The sequence below is a fragment of the Streptomyces sp. NBC_00425 genome, assembly GCF_036030735.1.
In the GTDB taxonomy this organism is placed as follows: Bacteria; Actinomycetota; Actinomycetes; order Streptomycetales; family Streptomycetaceae; genus Streptomyces.
Map to the genome: position 1 here is coordinate 1,758,542 of NZ_CP107928.1, position 16,422 is coordinate 1,774,963.

Below are 16,422 nucleotides of genomic sequence, written 5' to 3' on the forward strand. Positions count from 1 at the left end.
GCCAGGATTTGCCCGATTATTCGAGCGGGGAGCACCGGGCCTGCGGCCACGGTCAGCCCAGGGCGACGTCGACGGGGCTGCCGAAGACGGCGTCCGGCCGGTCGGGCGCGCCGGACGGCTGGAGGCCGCCGGACCGGTCCGGCTCGCCGAGCTCGCCGGACTCGTCCGGACCGTCCGGGATCAGCCCGCCGCCGTCGGGCAGGTCGGGCACCTCGGGCACGGTCTCGGGACCGATCGCGTCGGGGTCGAAGGAGCCGGGGTCGAGTCCGCGGTCGAGCTCCGGGCCGTCCGCGTCCGCACCGCCGTCGGCGTCGGCGTCGGGGTCCGAGCCGACCGCGAAGGGGTCGTCGAAGAGGGCGCGGCCCTCGGCGGCCGGGAGGACGACGTCCGAGCCCGGCATCGTGTGGTTCGCCGCCTCGCCGCCGCGGCAGGCGACGACGAGCGCCGCCGAGAGCGCGCAGGCGGTGAGGAGAGTGGCTGTGGGTAGTCGCACCACGTGCTCCGCATCGTCCGAACGGATCGAACCGAAGTGGTTCGCCCACTATTGTCTGCTCGGTCCGCACGAGTCACGCAAGCGGAGCGGACGGATACGAAAAGTGACGAGCCGGCCGAAGAGGGCCCCGACCGCAGCGAGCCCCGACCGGAGAGGGCCTGTCCGGGAAGAGCCTGTCCGGGAAGGGCTGTCCAGGAAGGGCTGTCCGGGAAGGGACAGGACCTGAGCGAAGGAGCGCACGGCCGTGGAGTGGTTCACCGCACCCGACTACTGGCTGAGCCGACTGGTCTTCCAGCGCGCCCTGGCGGGCCTGTACGTGGTCGCGTTCCTGGCCACGGTGCTGCAGTTCCGGGCGCTGCTCGGGGAACGGGGGATGCTGCCGGTGCCCCGTTTCGTCGAGCAGGTGCCCTTCCGACGGGCGCCCAGCCTGTTCCAGCTGCGCTACTCCGACCGGTTCTTCGCGTGCTGCGCGTGGACGGGGTGCGCGGTGTCGGCGGCGCTGCTGGCCGGAGTCGACGGGCTGCTGCCGCTCTGGGCGGCGATGACACTGTGGCTGGTGCCGTGGGCGCTGTACCTGTCGATCGTCAACGTGGGCCAGACCTGGTACGGGTTCGGCTGGGAGTCGCTGCTGCTGGAGACCGGCTTCCTCGCGGTGTTCCTGGGCAACGACGAAGTGGCCCCGCCGGTCGTCGTGCTCTTCCTGATCCGCTGGATCCTGTTCCGGGTCGAGTTCGGCGCGGGCCTGATCAAGATGCGGGGGGACGCCTGCTGGCGGAAGCTCACCTGCCTCTACCACCACCACGAGACGCAGCCGATGCCCGGCCCGCTGAGCTGGTTCTTCCACCGCCTGCCGGGGCCGGTGCACCGCGTCGAGGCGGCGGCGAACCACGTCACCCAACTCGTCGTGCCGTTCGCGCTGTTCGCCCCGCAGCCGGCGGCGACGGCGGCCGCCTCGCTGATGATCCTCACCCAGCTGTGGCTGCTGCTGTCGGGCAACTTCTCCTGGCTCAACTGGATCACCGTCGTCCTGGCGGTGCCGGCGCTGGCGCTCCCCTCCGACCACGGTCCGGGCCCCGACACGCCCCTCTGGTACGAGGTCACCGTCCTCGCCGTGGCCGCCGTGCTGCTGTTCCTCAGCCACCGGCCGGTGCTCAACATGCTCTCGCGCCGGCAGGTGATGAACCGGTCCTTCGATCCGCTCCACCTGGTCAACACCTACGGCGCGTTCGGCAGCGTCAGCCGGATCCGCTACGAGGTGGTGGTCGAGGGCACGCTCGACACCGCGCCCCGCGAGGACTCCGACTGGCGGGAGTACGAGTTCAAGGGCAAGCCGGGCGATCCGCGGCGCTGGCCGCGTCAGTTCGCCCCCTACCATCTGCGCCTGGACTGGATGATGTGGTTCGCGGCGCTCTCCCCCGCCTACGCCGGGGCGTGGTTCGCCGCCCTGGTGGAACGGCTGCTGGAGAACGACCGCGACACGCTGAAGCTGCTGCGCCGTTCCCCGTTCCCGCCCGGCGAGCCCCCGCGCCACGTCCGCGCCCGTCTGTTCCGCTACCGGTTCACGACCTGGCGTGAGCTGCGGGCGACGGGCGCGTGCTGGGAGCGGACGTACGTGCGCGAGTACCTGCCGCCGACCCGGCTCGCGGACGCGGCGCGCACGCCGTAGGCGCCGGCGCTGCTCACAGGCCGTAGACGCGGGCCGCGGTGGTCTCGAAGATCTCGACGTGGTCGCCCGGGTCGGTCAACCGCCGTGCGAGGTCCATGACTTCGCCGTACGAAGCGGCAACCGTGCACACCGGCCAGTCCGAGCCGAACATCAGCCGGGCCGGGCCGAAGGCCTCCAGCACCGTGTCCGCGTACGGGCGCAGGTCGTCGACGGTCCAGGACGCGGGGTCGGCCTCCGTCACCATGCCGGAGAGCTTGCAGACCGTGTGGGGCAGGGCGGCGAGCGCCCGGACGTCGCGAGCCCAGGGCTCCAGCTCGCCTGCGGCGACGGGCGGCTTGCCCAGGTGGTCCAGCACGAAGGTGAGTCCGGGCAGCGCGGCGGCCGCACGGACGCAGGCCGGCAGCTGGCCGGGCAGCACCACCAGGTCGTAGACGAGACCGGCGTCGGCGACGGCGGCCAGCCCGCGCCGCACGTCGGCCCGCAGCAGCCACTCCGGGTCGCTCTCGCCCTGCACCTGGTGCCGGATCCCTTTGAGGTACCGGCCGCCGGGCAGCTCCCGCAGCCGGGCCAGTTCGTCGGAGACGTCCGCTCGGGTCAGGTCGGTCCAGCCGACGACGCCCGCGATCAGGTCGCTCCCCGCCGCGAGCGCGAGGAACTCGGGCGTCTCCTCGGCCACGGTGACCGTCTGGACGAGGACCGTGCGGTCGACCCCCGCCGCGCGGGCCTCGGACGCCAGGTCGCCGACGCCGAAGTCCCGCCGCAGTGGGCTGCCTTCGGCGATCCAGTCCTGGTCGCGCACCGACAGGTCCCAGACGTGGTGATGCGCGTCGACGATCACACCGGCTCCCGGACGACGGGAGCGGGGCCGGCGACGCGGTCCTCGCGGCTCACGGTGGGCAGGGCGGTTCTCATGACGGCTCCTCGGAGGGAAGCAGACCGGTGTCCCGCAGCTCCTGCCAGAGGGCGGCGGGCACGGGCGTGCCGAACTGCACGGCGCAGTCGCGCGCTTCGTCCGCCGAGCGGACGCCGACCAGCACGCTCGCGACGGCCGGATGGGCGGCGCAGAACGCCAGGGCCGCGGCGCGCAGGCCGACGCCGTGCCGGCCGGCGGCCTCCCGCAGACGCAGGGCCCGGTCCACCAGGCCGGCGGGGGCCCGGCTGTACTCGTACGTCGCCCCGGGCCGGGGGTCGGCGAGCAGGCCGGAGTTGAACGCGCCCCCCACGACCACCGACACGCCCCGCTCGAGCGCCGCGGGCAGCAGTTCGGCTCCGGCCCGCTGGTCGAGCAGCGTGTACCGGCCGGCGCACAGCACCACGTCGACGTCCGTGTCGCGGACGAAGCGCGTGAGCATCTCCGCCTGGTTCATGCCGGCCCCGATCGCCCCGACGACGCCTTCGGAGCGCAGCCGCTCGAGCGCCGGGTAGCCCTCCCGGAAGGCCTGCTCGGCGTGGTCGTCGGGGTCGTGGAGGTAGACGACGTCCACGCGGTCGAGGCCGAGGCGTTCCAGGCTCGCCTCCAGCGTGCGGCGCACGCCGTCGGCGCTGAAGTCCCACACGCGGCGGTGCTCGGCCGGGACGGCGAAACCGTTCGCCAGGTCGTCGCCGTGGCCGTCGGCCGGCTCCAGTCGGCGGCCCACCTTGGTGGAGACCGTGTAGTGCGCCCGGGGGTATTCGCGCAGCGCGGCGCCGAGACGCCGTTCGGACAGGCCGAGACCGTAGTGCGGCGCCGTGTCGAAGTAGCGGACGCCCTGCCGCCAGGCTGCCGCCACGGTCTCCCGCGCCTGCTCCTCGCCGACCTCGGCGAACAGGTTGCCGAGGGCGGCGGCTCCGAAGCCGAGCGGGCTGACCGGGACGCGGCTGCGCCCGAGCAGGTTCACCGGACCGATGCCCGAGGCGCTCCCGGCCACCGGGGCCGTCGGCCCTTCGAAGTCGCTCACGCGGCGTTCCCCTTCCCGCTCTCGAGGTTCGGCTCCTCCGACCGTACCCGCCACGGGCACCCCGTGATCCATCCGGCGCCGGATGGATCACCGGCCGGTCGGCCGGCGCCTCTCGACTCGGGACGTCCGCCGGGGCACAGTTCTCCCTACGTACTCGCGAGTAGTGCAGAGGAGCTGCCGTGGCTGCCTGGGTGGGCCGGACCGCCGTCGAGATCGCCGCCGCCGTGCGGGAGAAGCGGGTCACGCCCCGGGAGGTGGTGGCGGAGCACCTCGCGCGGATCGAGCGGCTGGACGGCCGTGTCGGCGCGTTCCGCGCGGTGCGGGCCGAGGCCGCGCTCGCGGAGGCCGACGAGGTGGCCGCCCGGCCCGACCTGGGCGAGCTGGCGCTGGCCGGGGTGCCGGTGGCGGTCAAGGACAACCTCGGCGTGCGGGGCGAGGCCATGCGCGTCGGCTCGGCGGCGACGCCCGACGCCCCGTCCGCAGCCGACCATGTCACCGTGGCCCGGCTGCGCGCGGCCGGCGCGGTGGTCGTCGGGCTGACGAACGTGCCGGAGCTGTGCGTGTTCGGCACCACGGAGGGCGTCCACGGCACCGCCCGCAATCCGTGGGACGTCTCCCGCACGGCGGGCGGCTCCTCCGGCGGGAGCGCGGCCGCGGTCGCCGCCGGGATGACGCCGATCGCGCTCGGCAACGACGGCATGGGCTCGCTGCGCATCCCGGCGGCCAACTGCGGCCTGGTGACCGTGAAGCCGGGCCACGGGGTGGTGCCGGCCGGGATCGGGGAGGGCGACTGGTTCGGGATGTCGGAGAACGGCCCGCTGGCGACCACGGTGGCGGACGCGCGGCTGATGCTCTCCGTGCTCGCCGACGCCGACGTCACGGCGGCCGACGGGGCCGGGGCGCTGCGGATCGCGGTCTCCGTGCGCAGTCCGCTGGCCGGGGTCGCGGTGAGCGCTCCCTACGCGGGCGCGGCCAGGGACGCGGCCGGCGTGCTGATGAAGGCGGGGCACCTCGTGCGGCGGGCCGATCCGCCCTATCCGCTGTCGCTGGGCGTGACCTCGCTCGCCCACTGGACGGCGGGCACGGCCGTGGACGCGGCCGCCCTGGACGCCCGCCTGCTGACCCGCCGCACCCGGGTGCACGCGGCGCTCGGCCGGCGCTTGCTGAACGGAGTGCGCGAGGGCTCGGCGCGCGAGGAGCTGCGGCGCCGGCTGGAGCCGTTCTTCGCGCAGTACGACGTGCTGCTCACCCCGGCGCTGGCGCGGCGGTCGCCGAAGGCCGCGCCGTGGCACGAGCGGGGCTGGCTGCGCAACGTCCTGGCGAACACGAACTACTCGCCGCTGACGCCGCCGTGGAACCTGACCGGCTGGCCGGCGATGGCGGTCCCGTTCGGCACGCTGCCGTCCGGTGCGCCCGCGGCCGTACAGCTGGTCGGACGGCCGGGATCGGAGGCGGAGCTGCTGCGCGTGGCGGAGCAGCTGGAGAACCTGCGCCCCTGGCGGCGCACGGCGCCGCTCGACGAGAGCGCGACCTGAGGCCCGGACGGGCCGGCCCCGGCCGCGTCGGCCTGGGCGCAGACGGACGGGGAGGCCGGGGGCGGAGGCGGGGCGGCATGGGCGTGGCTCGGGTGCGTGCGCACGCCCATGCGGCGGTGATCGCGCGAGGCGCGGTCCGTGGGTTCAGTCCACGCTGGGCAGGATGTGGTCCTCGGCCAGGTCGTCCTCGTAGCCGGCCAGGCGGATGGGGGCGGAGCGGGCCCACACGTCGAGGTTGCCGATCTCGCCGGGCCTGCGGCCGGCCCGCTCCGGGCGTTCCTTGGGACGTTGCTCGCGATTCGTCTTCTCCGGTGTCACCGCGCACTCCTTATGTGTCGGGTCACCCTCGGGGCGTGCCGGCCAGTCTGCGGTCCGGCGCTGAACGCTCCCTAGGGTCTGGCTGGAGTCGGTGGCGACACGGTGGCGCCGGTGACTCCCAGGAGAGCTGGCCGTTGTGAACCGGCTTGTCCCAGACGGACGGTGGGTGTGGGTGGCACTCCGTCCTGCTGTCCGTCCGCTACACATTAACCAAATGAGCGGGGTGCCGCTCGATAGGGCCTGAAGATTTGACACAACCATGGCGCGTCACTCACAGGCCCCGTAAGCGAATTGAACCCTTTTCACCTCTTCCACACCCTATGAGTTCACCCGGACGGCGTATGTCGCCGAACCCCCTCCCGGTCCCTCGCGCCACGCCCGGAGGCCGCCCCCGGCCCGTCCGGCCCTCGCCGACGCCCCCCGCGCCGCCTCTCCGACACCCCAGGGCCACCGGCCGGCGGTGGCGAGGGGGCGCAACTCCCGTCCCGGGCCTGTCGGTTGGGAGCCGGCCGTGAGACCGTACGCCGATGACGTCGTCGTACGGGTTGCGCGGCAGGGCCGCCCTCGTCACCGGGGGCACGCGGGGCATCGGATGGGCGGTGGCCCGGGCGCTCCGGGACGCCGGGGCGCGGGTGTGCGTGAGCGCACGGGACCCCGACGAGGTGCGGCACGCCGCCGCCGAGCTGGGCGGCGTGGGGCTGGCCGGGAGCGTCGCGGACCCCGGTCACCCCGAGGAGCTCACCGACCTGTGTCTGCGCTCCTTCGGGCGGCTGGACGTCCTGGTGAACAACGCGGCGACCAACCAGCCGTACGGCCCCCTCATGGACGCCGACCCGGACGTCTGGCGGGAGGCGTTCGCCGTGAACGTCGAGGCCCCGCTGCGGCTGGTGCAGTGCGCGTGGCACGGCTGGATGCGCGAGCACGGCGGGACCGTGGTCAGCGTCTGCACGGAGGGCGCGGGCCATGTGGGACCGGGCGTCGGGGCCTACGGCACCAGCAAGGCGGCCCTGCTGCACCTCACCCAGCAGCTGGCGGGCGAGCTGGGCCCGGGGGTGCGGGTGAACTCCGTCTCCCCCGGCCTCGTCCGCACCGAGATGGCCCGGTTCGTCTGGGAGCCGAGGGAGCGGGCCGTCGCACGGGAGCTGCCGCTCGAACGCATCGGCGAGCCGCAGGACGTGGCCCGGGCGGTGCTGTGGCTGTGCTCGGAGGAGGCCCGGTGGATCACGGGCGCGGACCTGCTGGTGGACGGCGGCACGCGGGTACGGGCGGCACGCGCCGCACGTCAGGAGCCCGGGCCCGAGTGACGTGCGGCTCAGCGGCGCGCGCCTGCGGTCACCACTTGCCCGGCGCGTAGTCCTTGAGGAAGACCCCGTACAGGTCCTCGCCGGCCTCGCCCCGCACGACCGGGTCGTAGACCCGGGCCGCGCCGTCCACCAGGTCGAGCGGCGCGTGGAAGCCCTCCTCCGCGAGGCGCAGCTTGTCGTAGTGCGGGCGCTCGTCGGTGATCCAGCCGGTGTCGACGGAGGTCATGAGGATGCCGTCGGTCTGAAACATCTCCTGCGCGCTGGTGCGGGTCACCATGTTCATCGCGGCCTTGGCCGCGTTCGTGTTCGGGTGTCCGGCGCCCTTGTAGCCGCGGCCGAAGACGCCCTCCATCGCCGAGACGTTCACGACGTACGCGCGCCCGCTCCCGGCCTTCGCCGCGGCGTCGGCCATGGCCGGCCGGAGCTTGCTGATCAGGATGAACGGCGACGTGTAGTTGCACAGCTGGGTCTCGAGCAGCTCCACCGGGGAGATCTGCTCGATGGTCTGCACCCAGGTGTTGGTGTCGACGACGTCGGGGACCAGGCCGCCCGCGTCGATCGCCGTGCCGTCGAGGTGCCGGGCGACGCTGGCGTTGCCCGCGACCAGGGCGAGGTCGGCGACCTTCTGCGCGTCCAGGGCGCTGGCGCCGACCGGCAGTGCCGCGAGCCCGTCGACGGCGCCCGAGCCGAACGCGCCGATGACGTGGTGGGCGGGCAGCTCGCCGGCGGGCAGCGGGGCGCTCTCGCCGCCCACCAGTGCGGCGTAGGCGGAGGGCAGCCGGCGCACGGTCTGAGTGGCGTTGTTGATGAGGATGTCGAGCGGACCGGCGGCGGCTACCTGCTCGGCGAGGGCCACGGCCTGCGCCGGGTCGCGCAGATCGATGCCGACGACCTCCAGGCGGTGGATCCAGTCGGCCGAGTCGTCCATGGCCTTGAAGCGGCGGATGGCGTCCTTCGGGAACCGCGTGGTGATCGTGGTGTGCGCGCCGTCGCGCAGCAGCCGCAGCGCGATGTACATGCCGATCTTGGCGCGGCCGCCGGTGAGCAGCGCGCGCTTGCCGGTGAGGTCGGCGCGCACGTCGCGCTTGTCGCGGTTCAGGCGGGCGCACTCGGGACAGAGCTGGTGGTAGAAGTAGTCGACCTCGACGTACCGGGTCTTGCAGGTGTAGCAGGAGCGGGGTCGCTGGAGTATCCCGGCGATCCTGCCCTCCTCGGTGACGGACGACGGCAGGATGCCCTCGGTCTCGTCGTCGATGCGCTGGGCGGAGCCGGTGGCGGTGGCTTCGGTGACCGTCTTGTCGTGGGCGGTCTTGGCGGCCCGGCGTTCCTGCCGGCGGCGCTGCTTGACCGTGCGGTAGACGCCCGCGGTGGCCCGGCGCACGGCGATCGCGTCCGGGTGGTCCACGTCGAGCTTGTCCAGCTCCTCCAGCACGCCGAGGCAGACCGCGAGCCGCTCGGGATCGATGCCGGGCCCGTGCACGACCGTGTCCACGGCCTCCTCGGTGATTGCCGCCGAGTTGTCCTCTGTCACCGTCATCGCGCTGCCGCTTCCCTGCTCACCCGGGCGGCGCTCCGACCGCGCCCGCCTTACGAAGGGGGAATTTTACGGAGCGCCGCGCCTCTCCTCCAAACGCGTTCCCGTCAAGGGCCGCAGGCCGTGATGAGCGTCTCCACCTCGGCGGTCAGCGCGCGGGCGACCCGGTCGAGGTCGGGGACGGCCTCGGCGTCGGCGACGAGCCCGTAGTGGACGCGGCCGCGGTAGGTGGAGACCGCGACGGCCAGGGCCTGGCCGCGGGCCAGCGGCGCATAGGGGAAGACCTCGTCGACCGGATTCCCGCCGAGCCTCAGGCCGAGGCTGGGCAGCGGGACGCTGGTGACGAGGATGTCGAACCAGAACCGGGCCGCCTGGCCGGCCAGCGGCCCGCCGAGCCGGTGGCCGAGGGCCGGGACGTGGTCGGCGAGCAGGGCGACGGCGCCCGCGCCCCGGTGCGGCCCGGCGTCCTTGTTGCGGTCCATGGTGGTGCGGACGTGGGCGAGCCGGCCGAGCGGGTCGGGGTCGTCGACCGGGAGCCGCACCACGTACCCGGAGAGCCGGTTGCCCTGCGGGTGGGCGGTGCGCGGGCGACGCTGGGAGACGGGGATCAGGGCGCGCGGCCGTACGCCCGCACTGCCGTCGCCGCGCTCGTCGAGCCAGCGGCGCAGGGCTCCGGCGACGACCGCGATCAGCACGTCGTTGACGGTGCCGCCGGCGACCTTGCGGATCCGGTGCACGTCGTCGAGGTCGATGACCACGCCGGCGGTGCGACGGGTGCCGCTGGGCGCGGCGGTGAGCGCGGCGCTGGAACGCACGCCGAGGCCCGAGACGGCGAGGGAGGCGCCGATGTCGAGGGCGCGGCCGACGTCGGAGACGGCCCCGCGCAGCAGTCCGCGCAGCCGGTCGACGTCGGGGATGAGCCTGCGGGCGGGCTCGGCCGGGCGGGGCCGGCGCTCGGGCAGGTCCATCGGGTCGAGGACGGCCGCGGCCAGCGTCAGGGCGCGCAGACCGTCGGCGAGGGCGTGGTGGAACTTGAAGAGCACGGCGAACGAGGCGCCGTCCGCACCCGGCAGGACGTGTGCCTCCCAGGGCGGACGGCCGCGCTCCAGGGGCCGTTCCATGAGCCGGCCGGCCGCGGTCTGGAAGTCGGCGGCGGGAGCGTGCAGACGCACGTGGTGGCGCGGGTCGAAGTCCGGGGCGGCCTCGCGCACGGCTCCCCCGAAGGCGAGCGGCTGCCATACGTCCCGGATCCGCATCCGCAGCCCGGGGACGCCGGACGCCCGGTCCGCGAGCAGGTCGGCCGCGTGGGCGCCCGCGGCGGGCGAGTGCGCCGAGAAGACGCCGAGGGCGCCCAGGTGCATGGGGTGCTCGGCCGACTCGAGGTTCCAGAACGCCAGGTCGAGGGGGGCCAGCAGATCATCAGCAGTCACGGACTTGCCTCGCGTCGAGGACGGGTGAGCGAAGGACGGGTGGGAAACCAGTCAACCCCTCGGAGGCGATTACGGTCAAGCACGATCAGGCTACGCACAGTTAACATCCGATTAAGTTCATGACACCCGGCACCCCTTGCCCAGGGCGATCACGCCGCCCGGGGACACCGTGTACAGCTCCGCGTCCCGCTCCGGGTTCACGCCGATGGTCGCGCCCGGAGGGACGTCGACGTTCTTGTCCAGAACGGCCCCGCGCACCACGGCTCCCCGGCCGATGTGCACGTTGTCGTGCAGGATCGAGCCCTGGACGACCGCCCCCGGGTCGACCACCACCCCCGGCGACAGCACCGACCGGGTCACCTGTCCACGGATCAGGCACCCCGAACTGATGATCGACTCACCGGCGATGCCTCCCGCGTTGAAACGCGCCGGGGAGAGCTGGCCCGAGTGGGTGTAGATCGGCCAGCTGCGGTTGTACAGGTTGAAGGCGGGGCGCTCGGCGATCAGGTCCATGTGCGCGTCGTAGTACGCGTCGAGCGTGCCGACGTCACGCCAGTAGCCCTGGTCCCGGGTGGTCTCGCCGGGGACGTGGTTCTCGCTGAAGTCGTACAGCCCGGCCTCGCCGCGTTCGGTGAGCTGGGGCAGGATCGAGCCGCCCATGTCGTGCACGGACGCCTCGTCCTCGGCGTCCCGCTGGAGCGCCTCTATCAGGGCCTTGGTGGTGAAGATGTAGTTCCCCATCGACGCGAACACCGACTCCGGGTCGTCCACGAGCCCCGGCGGGTCGGCCGGCTTCTCCAGGAAACGCTCGACCGACTGACCGTCCGAACCGGGGGTGATCACCCCGAAGGAGGAGGACTCGCCCCGCGGGACCCGGATCCCCGCCACCGTCACGCCCGCGCCGCTCTCGATGTGCTGGGCGAGCATCTGGCGCGGGTCCATGCGGTAGACGTGGTCGGCGCCGAACACGGCCACGTACTCGGGCCGCTCGTCGTAGATCAGGTTCAGCGACTGCAGGATGGCGTCCGCGCTGCCGAGGTACCAGCGCGGCCCGAGCCGCTGCTGCGCCGGGACCGGGGTGACGTAGTTGCCGAGCAGACTCGACATGCGCCACGTCGTCGTGATGTGCCGGTCCAGCGAATGCGACTTGTACTGCGTCAGCACGCAGATGCGCAGGATGTCGGCGTTGACGAGGTTGGACAGGACGAAGTCGACGAGCCGGTAGGTGCCGCCGAACGTGACGGCCGGCTTGGCCCGGTCCGCGGTGAGCGGCATCAGCCGCTTGCCCTCACCGCCCGCCAGCACGATCCCGAGCACCGTAGGTCCTCCACGCCGCATGGCCGCTCCCCTCACCCTGGTCGGATACCCATGGCTGCCCCGGCGCGGGGCTCCCTACGCCTGTTTGACGATCTCCTGGTACAGCCGGACCGTGCGGCGGGCCACCGCGTCCCAGCCGAACTCCTCCACCGCACGTGCCCGTCCCGCCTCACCCATCCGCGCCGCGGCCGCCGGGTCGCCGAGGATCTCGTCCAGCGCGCCCGCGAGGTTCGCCTCGAAATCCTCGTCGACGGTCACCAGCCTGCCCGTCACCCCGTCCTCGACGACCTCCGGGATCCCGCCGACCCGGGAGGCCACCACCGGCGTGCCGCAGGCCATCGCCTCCAGGTTGACGATGCCCAGCGGTTCGTACACCGAGGGGCAGACGAAGACGGCCGCGTGCGTGAGGAGTTGGATCACCTCGGGGCGCGGCAGCATCCTGGGTATCCAGTGCACCCCGTCCCGGGAGCCGCGCAGCTCGGAGAAGAGATCCCGGAACTCCTGCTCGATCTCCGGGGTGTCGGGGGCTCCGGCGCACAGTACGACCTGCGCCGCGGGATCGATGTCCCGTACGGCGCGCAGCAGATGCGGCACGCCCTTCTGCCGGGTGATCCTGCCGACGAACAGCACGAACGGCCGGTCCGGGTCGAGGCCGATCCGGCTGAGCGCGTCCGTGCCCCGGTCGGGCCGGTAGAGAGCCGTGTCGATGCCGTTGTGCACGACGTGGACCCGGTCCGGGGCCAGCGAGGGATAGCAGGCGAGGATGTCCTCGCGCATCGCGCCGGAGACGGCGATCACCGCGTCGGCGGCCTCCACCGCGGTCCGCTCGGCCCAGCTCGACAGGGCGTAGCCCCCGCCGAGTTGCTCGGCCTTCCAGGGGCGCAGCGGCTCCAGCGAGTGCGCGGTCACCACGTGCGGGACGCCGTAGAGCTCCTTGGCGAGATGACCGGCGAGGTTCGCGTACCAGGTGTGGGAGTGGACGAGTTCACGCCCTTCCAGGGCGGCCGCCATGGCCAGGTCGACCGAGAAGGTGCGCAGCGCGTCGTTGGCGCCGTCCAGGGCCGGCCACGGCCGGTGCCGCCGCACCCCGTCCGTGCGGCCCTCGCCCCAGCAGTGCACGTCGAGGTCGATCAGCCGTCGCAACTCACGGGCGAGGAACTCCACATGGACGCCCGCGCCGCCGTACACGTCCGGGGGATACTCCCGAGTCAGCAGGCCTACTCGCACCCGGAACCCCCAGTCTCAGCGGCCGACTCCCTTCATGGTCACCCAGACGCGGCGCGCGGGGAAGAGCGCGGGGGTCGTGTGAAGCAACAGTCGCCGCAGACGCCTCCGCCCGGGACCCGGTAGTACAGGCAGCAGCTGCGGCGGCGGAAGGCGTCGCCGGACAGCGAGCCGGTGCCCGCGAGGAGGGGGTGGGCGAGGAGCCTCGCGGTGAGATCACGCGTGCGCACGGCGACGTCGGGACGGCTGTGCCCGTCCGCCCACCGGCCCAGCAGACGGGCCGTCGCGGCCAGGGCGGAGGCGGCGTTGCCGCGCAGCAGGCCGGGCGCGACCGGGCAGCGGGCCCGCAGGGCCGCGGAGAGGGGTTCGAGGTGACCCTCCAGGACGGTCTCGGCCACGCCCGCCGCATCTCCGGGCCGGCCCGCCCGCACCCGTGTCAGCCACAGGTCGTCCGGCGCGCCCGCGTCCGGGTCCCAGCGCAGCAGCCCGGGGGCGAGGTCGGGGACGCACCCGTACAGGACGGCGCAGCCCAGGGCGACCGACCACAGCCGGGCCGCCAGTCCCTGCTGTGCCACGGACGCGCCGACCCGCTCCTCGGGGGCCCGTAGCGCTCGGGTCACGTTTCGGACACGAAAGGCCAGCGGGTCGTCGTGGAATTCCACTCCGGAGCGCCCTGCGGCGCCCGTCGAGGGCGGCGAGTGAGTCCGCGCGTAGGCCTGCGCGAGGGTGGGCAGCCGCCGGTCGTGCTCTCCTGGGCTCCCCGGTGAGGTGCGCAGGGCGAAGAAGCCGCCCAGCGGGCGGAGCAGGGCGAGTTCGGTGTCGAGGTCCACGAAGTGCAGTAGTACCAAGGAGGGTAGGGGGCGGGGTCAGGGGGATCCCTGGTCCGTCACCCGCCTGAGGGAGGACGCAGGGCCCGTCGTACTCCATCGGTAGTAGGACTCATTGCGTGCTCAGGGACGACGACGGGAACAGATCGACACGGCATCGTGTTGGTTATGAGAGCCGACCGTTCGCCGCGCCGGGCTGTATGCCCCCGCCTCACGCAGAGGAGCAGCTCATGAGCGCCCTCGCGTTGTCCGTGGTCCTGTCGCTCGTCTCCGCTGTCGCGTACGCGGCCGGGGCGATCGTGCAGGAGCAGGTGGCGGTGTCCTCGCCGGGCGAGGAATACGCTCCGCTGCGCCGCCCCGGCTGGTGGGCCGCGGTGGCGCTGAACGGCCTCGGCGGAATCCTGCACGTGGTGGCGCTCGCCTACGGTCCGCTCAGCCTGGTCCAGCCGCTGGGCGCGCTGACGATCGTGTTCGCGCTGCCCATGGCCGCGCTGTTCGTCGGCCGCCGGGCCGGGGCCACGGCCTGGCGGGGCGCGATCATGGCGACGGTCGGTCTCGCGGGTCTGCTGTCGCTGGTCGGGGCGTCCGACGCACAGTCGCTCACCACCCCGCAGCGGATCACGGTGGCCGTGGTCACCGCCGGCGCGGTGGTGACCCTGATGATCGCCGGGCGGGCCGCACACCGGCACCCGGTGGTGCGCAGCGTGCTGCTGGCGACCGCTTCGGGCATCGCGTTCGGCATGTCGTCCGTCTTCACCAAGACCGTCGCCGTCGACTGGACGGGCGGCGTCTCGGCGGCCGACATCCCCTCGCTGGCCGTCATCGGGGTGCTGGCCACGGCCGGCATGATGCTCTCCCAGGCCTCCTACCGGGGTGCGGGCCTCGCCGCGCCGCTGGCCACGCTCACCGTGATCAACCCGGTGGTGGCGGCGGCGGTCGGCATCACGATGTTCGGCGAGACCTTCCGCCACGGCACCGCGGGCACCGTGCTCGCCCTGGGCTGCGCCGTGGTGGCGGCGGGCGGACTGATCCTGCTCACGACGGAGCGCCTGCAGGGCACTCAGCCGGAGCCGGCGACGGCCGGTGTGCCGGCCGCGCGCACCCGGACCGAGACCGTCACCGTCCCGACGGCCGCCCCGGCGCCTGCCGCGGTCGAGTCGCCTGTCGCGGCTCCAGCGCCTGTCGCCGCCGTGGAACCGAGGGCCACGGCCGGGACCGGCCCGGACCGCCTGATCTCCGCCTCGCTCGCCGACGGGAACGCTCGCGGGGCGGACGACCGCCACGGCGACGCCCGGTACGACGCACGCGACGACCTGGACGACCTGTACGAGGACGCACGCTCCGGGCAGACGGCAGCCGTGACGGCCGCCGTCCTGCCGTCGTTCTACACCCCGCTCTACGGGGGGCTGCACATCCCGGTGCCGGTCACGGTGGACCGGCACCGGGTGCGGGTCAAATCCTGACGCCGCCGGCCCTCAGATAGGCCACCGGGTCGACGTCCGATCCGAAGCCGGGCCCCGTCCGCACCTCGAAGTGCAGATGAGGGCCCGTGCTGTTGCCCGTGGAGCCGGACCGGCCGATGCGCTGACCGCCGCCCACCGACTGGCCGTCCCGCACGGAGATGGCCGACAGGTGGGCGTACTGCGTGTAGCGGCCGTCACCGTGCCGGATGACCACCTGGTAGCCGAACGACCCGCCCCAGCCCGCGCTCACCACTTCTCCGGCCGCGACCGCCTTCACGGTCGTGCCCGTGGCCACGGGGAAGTCGACCCCGGTGTGGTAGCCCTTCGACCAGGACGAACCGGACGCGTGGTACCGCGTTCCGGTGGCCGCGTCGACCGGAGCCACGAAGGAACGCCCGGTGGACGTCCCGCCGTCGCTCTTCCCGGCCTTGGAGCTCTTGGAACCCTGGGAACCCTTGGCGCTCTTGGAGCCCTTGGAGCTCGTGGCCGGCTTGCTCTGCCTGTGCTGCTCGCCGTGGCCGCTCGGCTTCCCCTGACCGCGGGACTCGCCGTGGCCGCCGGACTTGCCGTGGCTGCTCGGGGTGGTGCCGGCAGACGTCGTCCCGGCCCGCAGACTGAGCCGCTGACCGGGCAGGATCAGGTCGGGATCGGCGCCGATGGTCGTCCGGTTCGCCGCGTACAGGCCCTGCCACCCGCCGCGGACGTCCTCGTCGTCGGCGATGCCGGACAGGGTGTCGCCGCGTACGACCGTGTACATCTCCGCGGTGCCCGCCCTCGACTGGGGGGTGCTCTGCGGCCGCACGTCGTCCAGGGACGTCTTCGACGCACCGCCGGACCGTGCCGACCCGCCGGACTTCTTCGCCCCGGTCGCCCGGGACGTGCCGCTCTCGGCGTTCTTGGCGTTCTTGGCGTTCTTGTCGCTCTTCGCGGCCGTCTTCGCCGAGCCGTTCGGGTGGATGTCGGGGTCGCCGCCGCCACGGCTCAGGCCCGCCCGCACCGAGCACGCCGGCCACGCGCCGGGCCCCTGTCCGTCGAGCACCTTCTCGGCCACCGCGATCTGCTGGTCCCGGGTGGCCAGATCCGCTCGGGGCGCGTACCGCGTGCCGCCGTACGCCTCCCACGTGGACTGCGTGAACTGCAGCCCGCCGTAGTAGCCGTTGCCGGAGTTGATGTCCCAGTCGTTGGTCGACTCGCAGGCGGCGACCTTGTCCCAGGTGTCGACGTCGGCCGCCTGGGCGGTCGCGGCGCCCATGAGCGGTATCGCCATGCCTGCGCCACCCGCCGTGACGGTGAGTGAGGCGCGGTTGATCCTGTTCGGCTGATACCGGCGGTGCCGGCCGCGTACGGCCATGGGGTCCCCCTCGACATTGCGTC

The 16,422-nt window shown here is 73.6% G+C and carries 14 protein-coding genes; 4 read left to right on the forward strand and 10 right to left on the reverse strand.

What is annotated here, in order from left to right; all coding sequences use genetic code 11:
• Nucleotides 1-52 precede the first annotated feature (52 nt).
• On the reverse strand, nucleotides 53-493 hold the full coding sequence (locus OHS82_RS07270) for a hypothetical protein (RefSeq protein ID WP_328433531.1): 441 nt from the start codon (nucleotides 491-493) through the stop codon (nucleotides 53-55).
• Nucleotides 494-737: 244 nt separating this feature from the next.
• Here OHS82_RS07270 and OHS82_RS07275 point away from each other — a divergent pair, with 244 nt between their 5' ends.
• Nucleotides 738-2,159 carry a lipase maturation factor family protein gene (locus tag OHS82_RS07275; RefSeq protein ID WP_057581048.1) on the forward strand — a complete coding sequence of 474 codons (1,422 nt, stop codon included), beginning with the start codon at nucleotides 738-740 and terminating at the stop codon, nucleotides 2,157-2,159.
• 13 nt (nucleotides 2,160-2,172) lie between these two features.
• Here OHS82_RS07275 and OHS82_RS07280 read toward each other — a convergent pair whose 3' ends face one another.
• Both OHS82_RS07280 and OHS82_RS07285 read right to left on the reverse strand, forming a co-directional pair.
• The gene (locus tag OHS82_RS07280; RefSeq protein WP_328433532.1) at nucleotides 2,173-2,997 is read right to left on the reverse strand and encodes an amidohydrolase family protein; all 825 of its coding nucleotides are present in this window, start codon (nucleotides 2,995-2,997) and stop codon (nucleotides 2,173-2,175) included.
• A gap of 70 nt (nucleotides 2,998-3,067) precedes the next feature.
• Nucleotides 3,068-4,036, reverse strand: a complete 969-nt coding sequence (locus tag OHS82_RS07285) for an aldo/keto reductase (protein WP_328436036.1) — start codon at nucleotides 4,034-4,036, stop codon at nucleotides 3,068-3,070.
• 239 nt (nucleotides 4,037-4,275) lie between these two features.
• On the opposite strand from OHS82_RS07285, the gene OHS82_RS07290 reads away from it, so the two are divergent.
• Nucleotides 4,276-5,631: an amidase gene (locus OHS82_RS07290; protein WP_057581050.1), complete on the forward strand. Its 1,356-nt coding sequence runs from the start codon at nucleotides 4,276-4,278 to the stop codon at nucleotides 5,629-5,631.
• Between the two features lie 144 nt (nucleotides 5,632-5,775).
• Here OHS82_RS07290 and OHS82_RS07295 read toward each other — a convergent pair whose 3' ends face one another.
• A complete protein-coding gene (locus tag OHS82_RS07295) occupies nucleotides 5,776-5,949 on the reverse strand; it encodes a hypothetical protein (RefSeq protein WP_107105279.1) in 174 nt (57 codons plus the stop codon).
• Between the two features lie 527 nt (nucleotides 5,950-6,476).
• Between OHS82_RS07295 and OHS82_RS07300 the strand changes: the two genes are divergently transcribed.
• Nucleotides 6,477-7,253 (forward strand): SDR family oxidoreductase, encoded by a 777-nt coding sequence (locus tag OHS82_RS07300; RefSeq protein ID WP_328433533.1) that lies wholly within the window; start codon nucleotides 6,477-6,479, stop codon nucleotides 7,251-7,253.
• Between the two features lie 28 nt (nucleotides 7,254-7,281).
• Here OHS82_RS07300 and OHS82_RS07305 read toward each other — a convergent pair whose 3' ends face one another.
• The 5 genes from OHS82_RS07305 to OHS82_RS07325 form a co-directional block, all read right to left on the reverse strand.
• Nucleotides 7,282-8,790 (reverse strand): SDR family NAD(P)-dependent oxidoreductase, encoded by a 1,509-nt coding sequence (locus tag OHS82_RS07305; RefSeq protein ID WP_328433534.1) that lies wholly within the window; start codon nucleotides 8,788-8,790, stop codon nucleotides 7,282-7,284.
• 104 nt (nucleotides 8,791-8,894) lie between these two features.
• A complete protein-coding gene (locus OHS82_RS07310; RefSeq protein ID WP_057581053.1) occupies nucleotides 8,895-10,217 on the reverse strand; it encodes a wax ester/triacylglycerol synthase family O-acyltransferase in 1,323 nt (440 codons plus the stop codon).
• Nucleotides 10,218-10,334: 117 nt separating this feature from the next.
• Complete coding sequence (gene glgC, locus OHS82_RS07315; RefSeq protein ID WP_057581054.1) at nucleotides 10,335-11,555, reverse strand: glucose-1-phosphate adenylyltransferase; 1,221 nt, start codon at nucleotides 11,553-11,555, stop codon at nucleotides 10,335-10,337.
• Between the two features lie 54 nt (nucleotides 11,556-11,609).
• Nucleotides 11,610-12,761 (reverse strand): glycogen synthase, encoded by a 1,152-nt coding sequence (glgA, locus tag OHS82_RS07320; RefSeq protein ID WP_057581055.1) that lies wholly within the window; start codon nucleotides 12,759-12,761, stop codon nucleotides 11,610-11,612.
• Between the two features lie 38 nt (nucleotides 12,762-12,799).
• Nucleotides 12,800-13,588, reverse strand: a complete 789-nt coding sequence (locus OHS82_RS07325; RefSeq protein WP_057581103.1) for a (2Fe-2S)-binding protein — start codon at nucleotides 13,586-13,588, stop codon at nucleotides 12,800-12,802.
• Between the two features lie 227 nt (nucleotides 13,589-13,815).
• Between OHS82_RS07325 and OHS82_RS07330 the strand changes: the two genes are divergently transcribed.
• Nucleotides 13,816-15,048: a DMT family transporter gene (locus OHS82_RS07330; protein WP_057581056.1), complete on the forward strand. Its 1,233-nt coding sequence runs from the start codon at nucleotides 13,816-13,818 to the stop codon at nucleotides 15,046-15,048.
• Here the strand turns inward: OHS82_RS07330 and OHS82_RS07335 are convergent.
• The gene (locus OHS82_RS07335; RefSeq protein ID WP_328433535.1) at nucleotides 15,038-16,399 is read right to left on the reverse strand and encodes a transglycosylase family protein; all 1,362 of its coding nucleotides are present in this window, start codon (nucleotides 16,397-16,399) and stop codon (nucleotides 15,038-15,040) included. The two genes, OHS82_RS07330 and OHS82_RS07335, sit on opposite strands and share 11 nt — an antisense overlap.
• Nucleotides 16,400-16,422 lie beyond the last annotated feature (23 nt).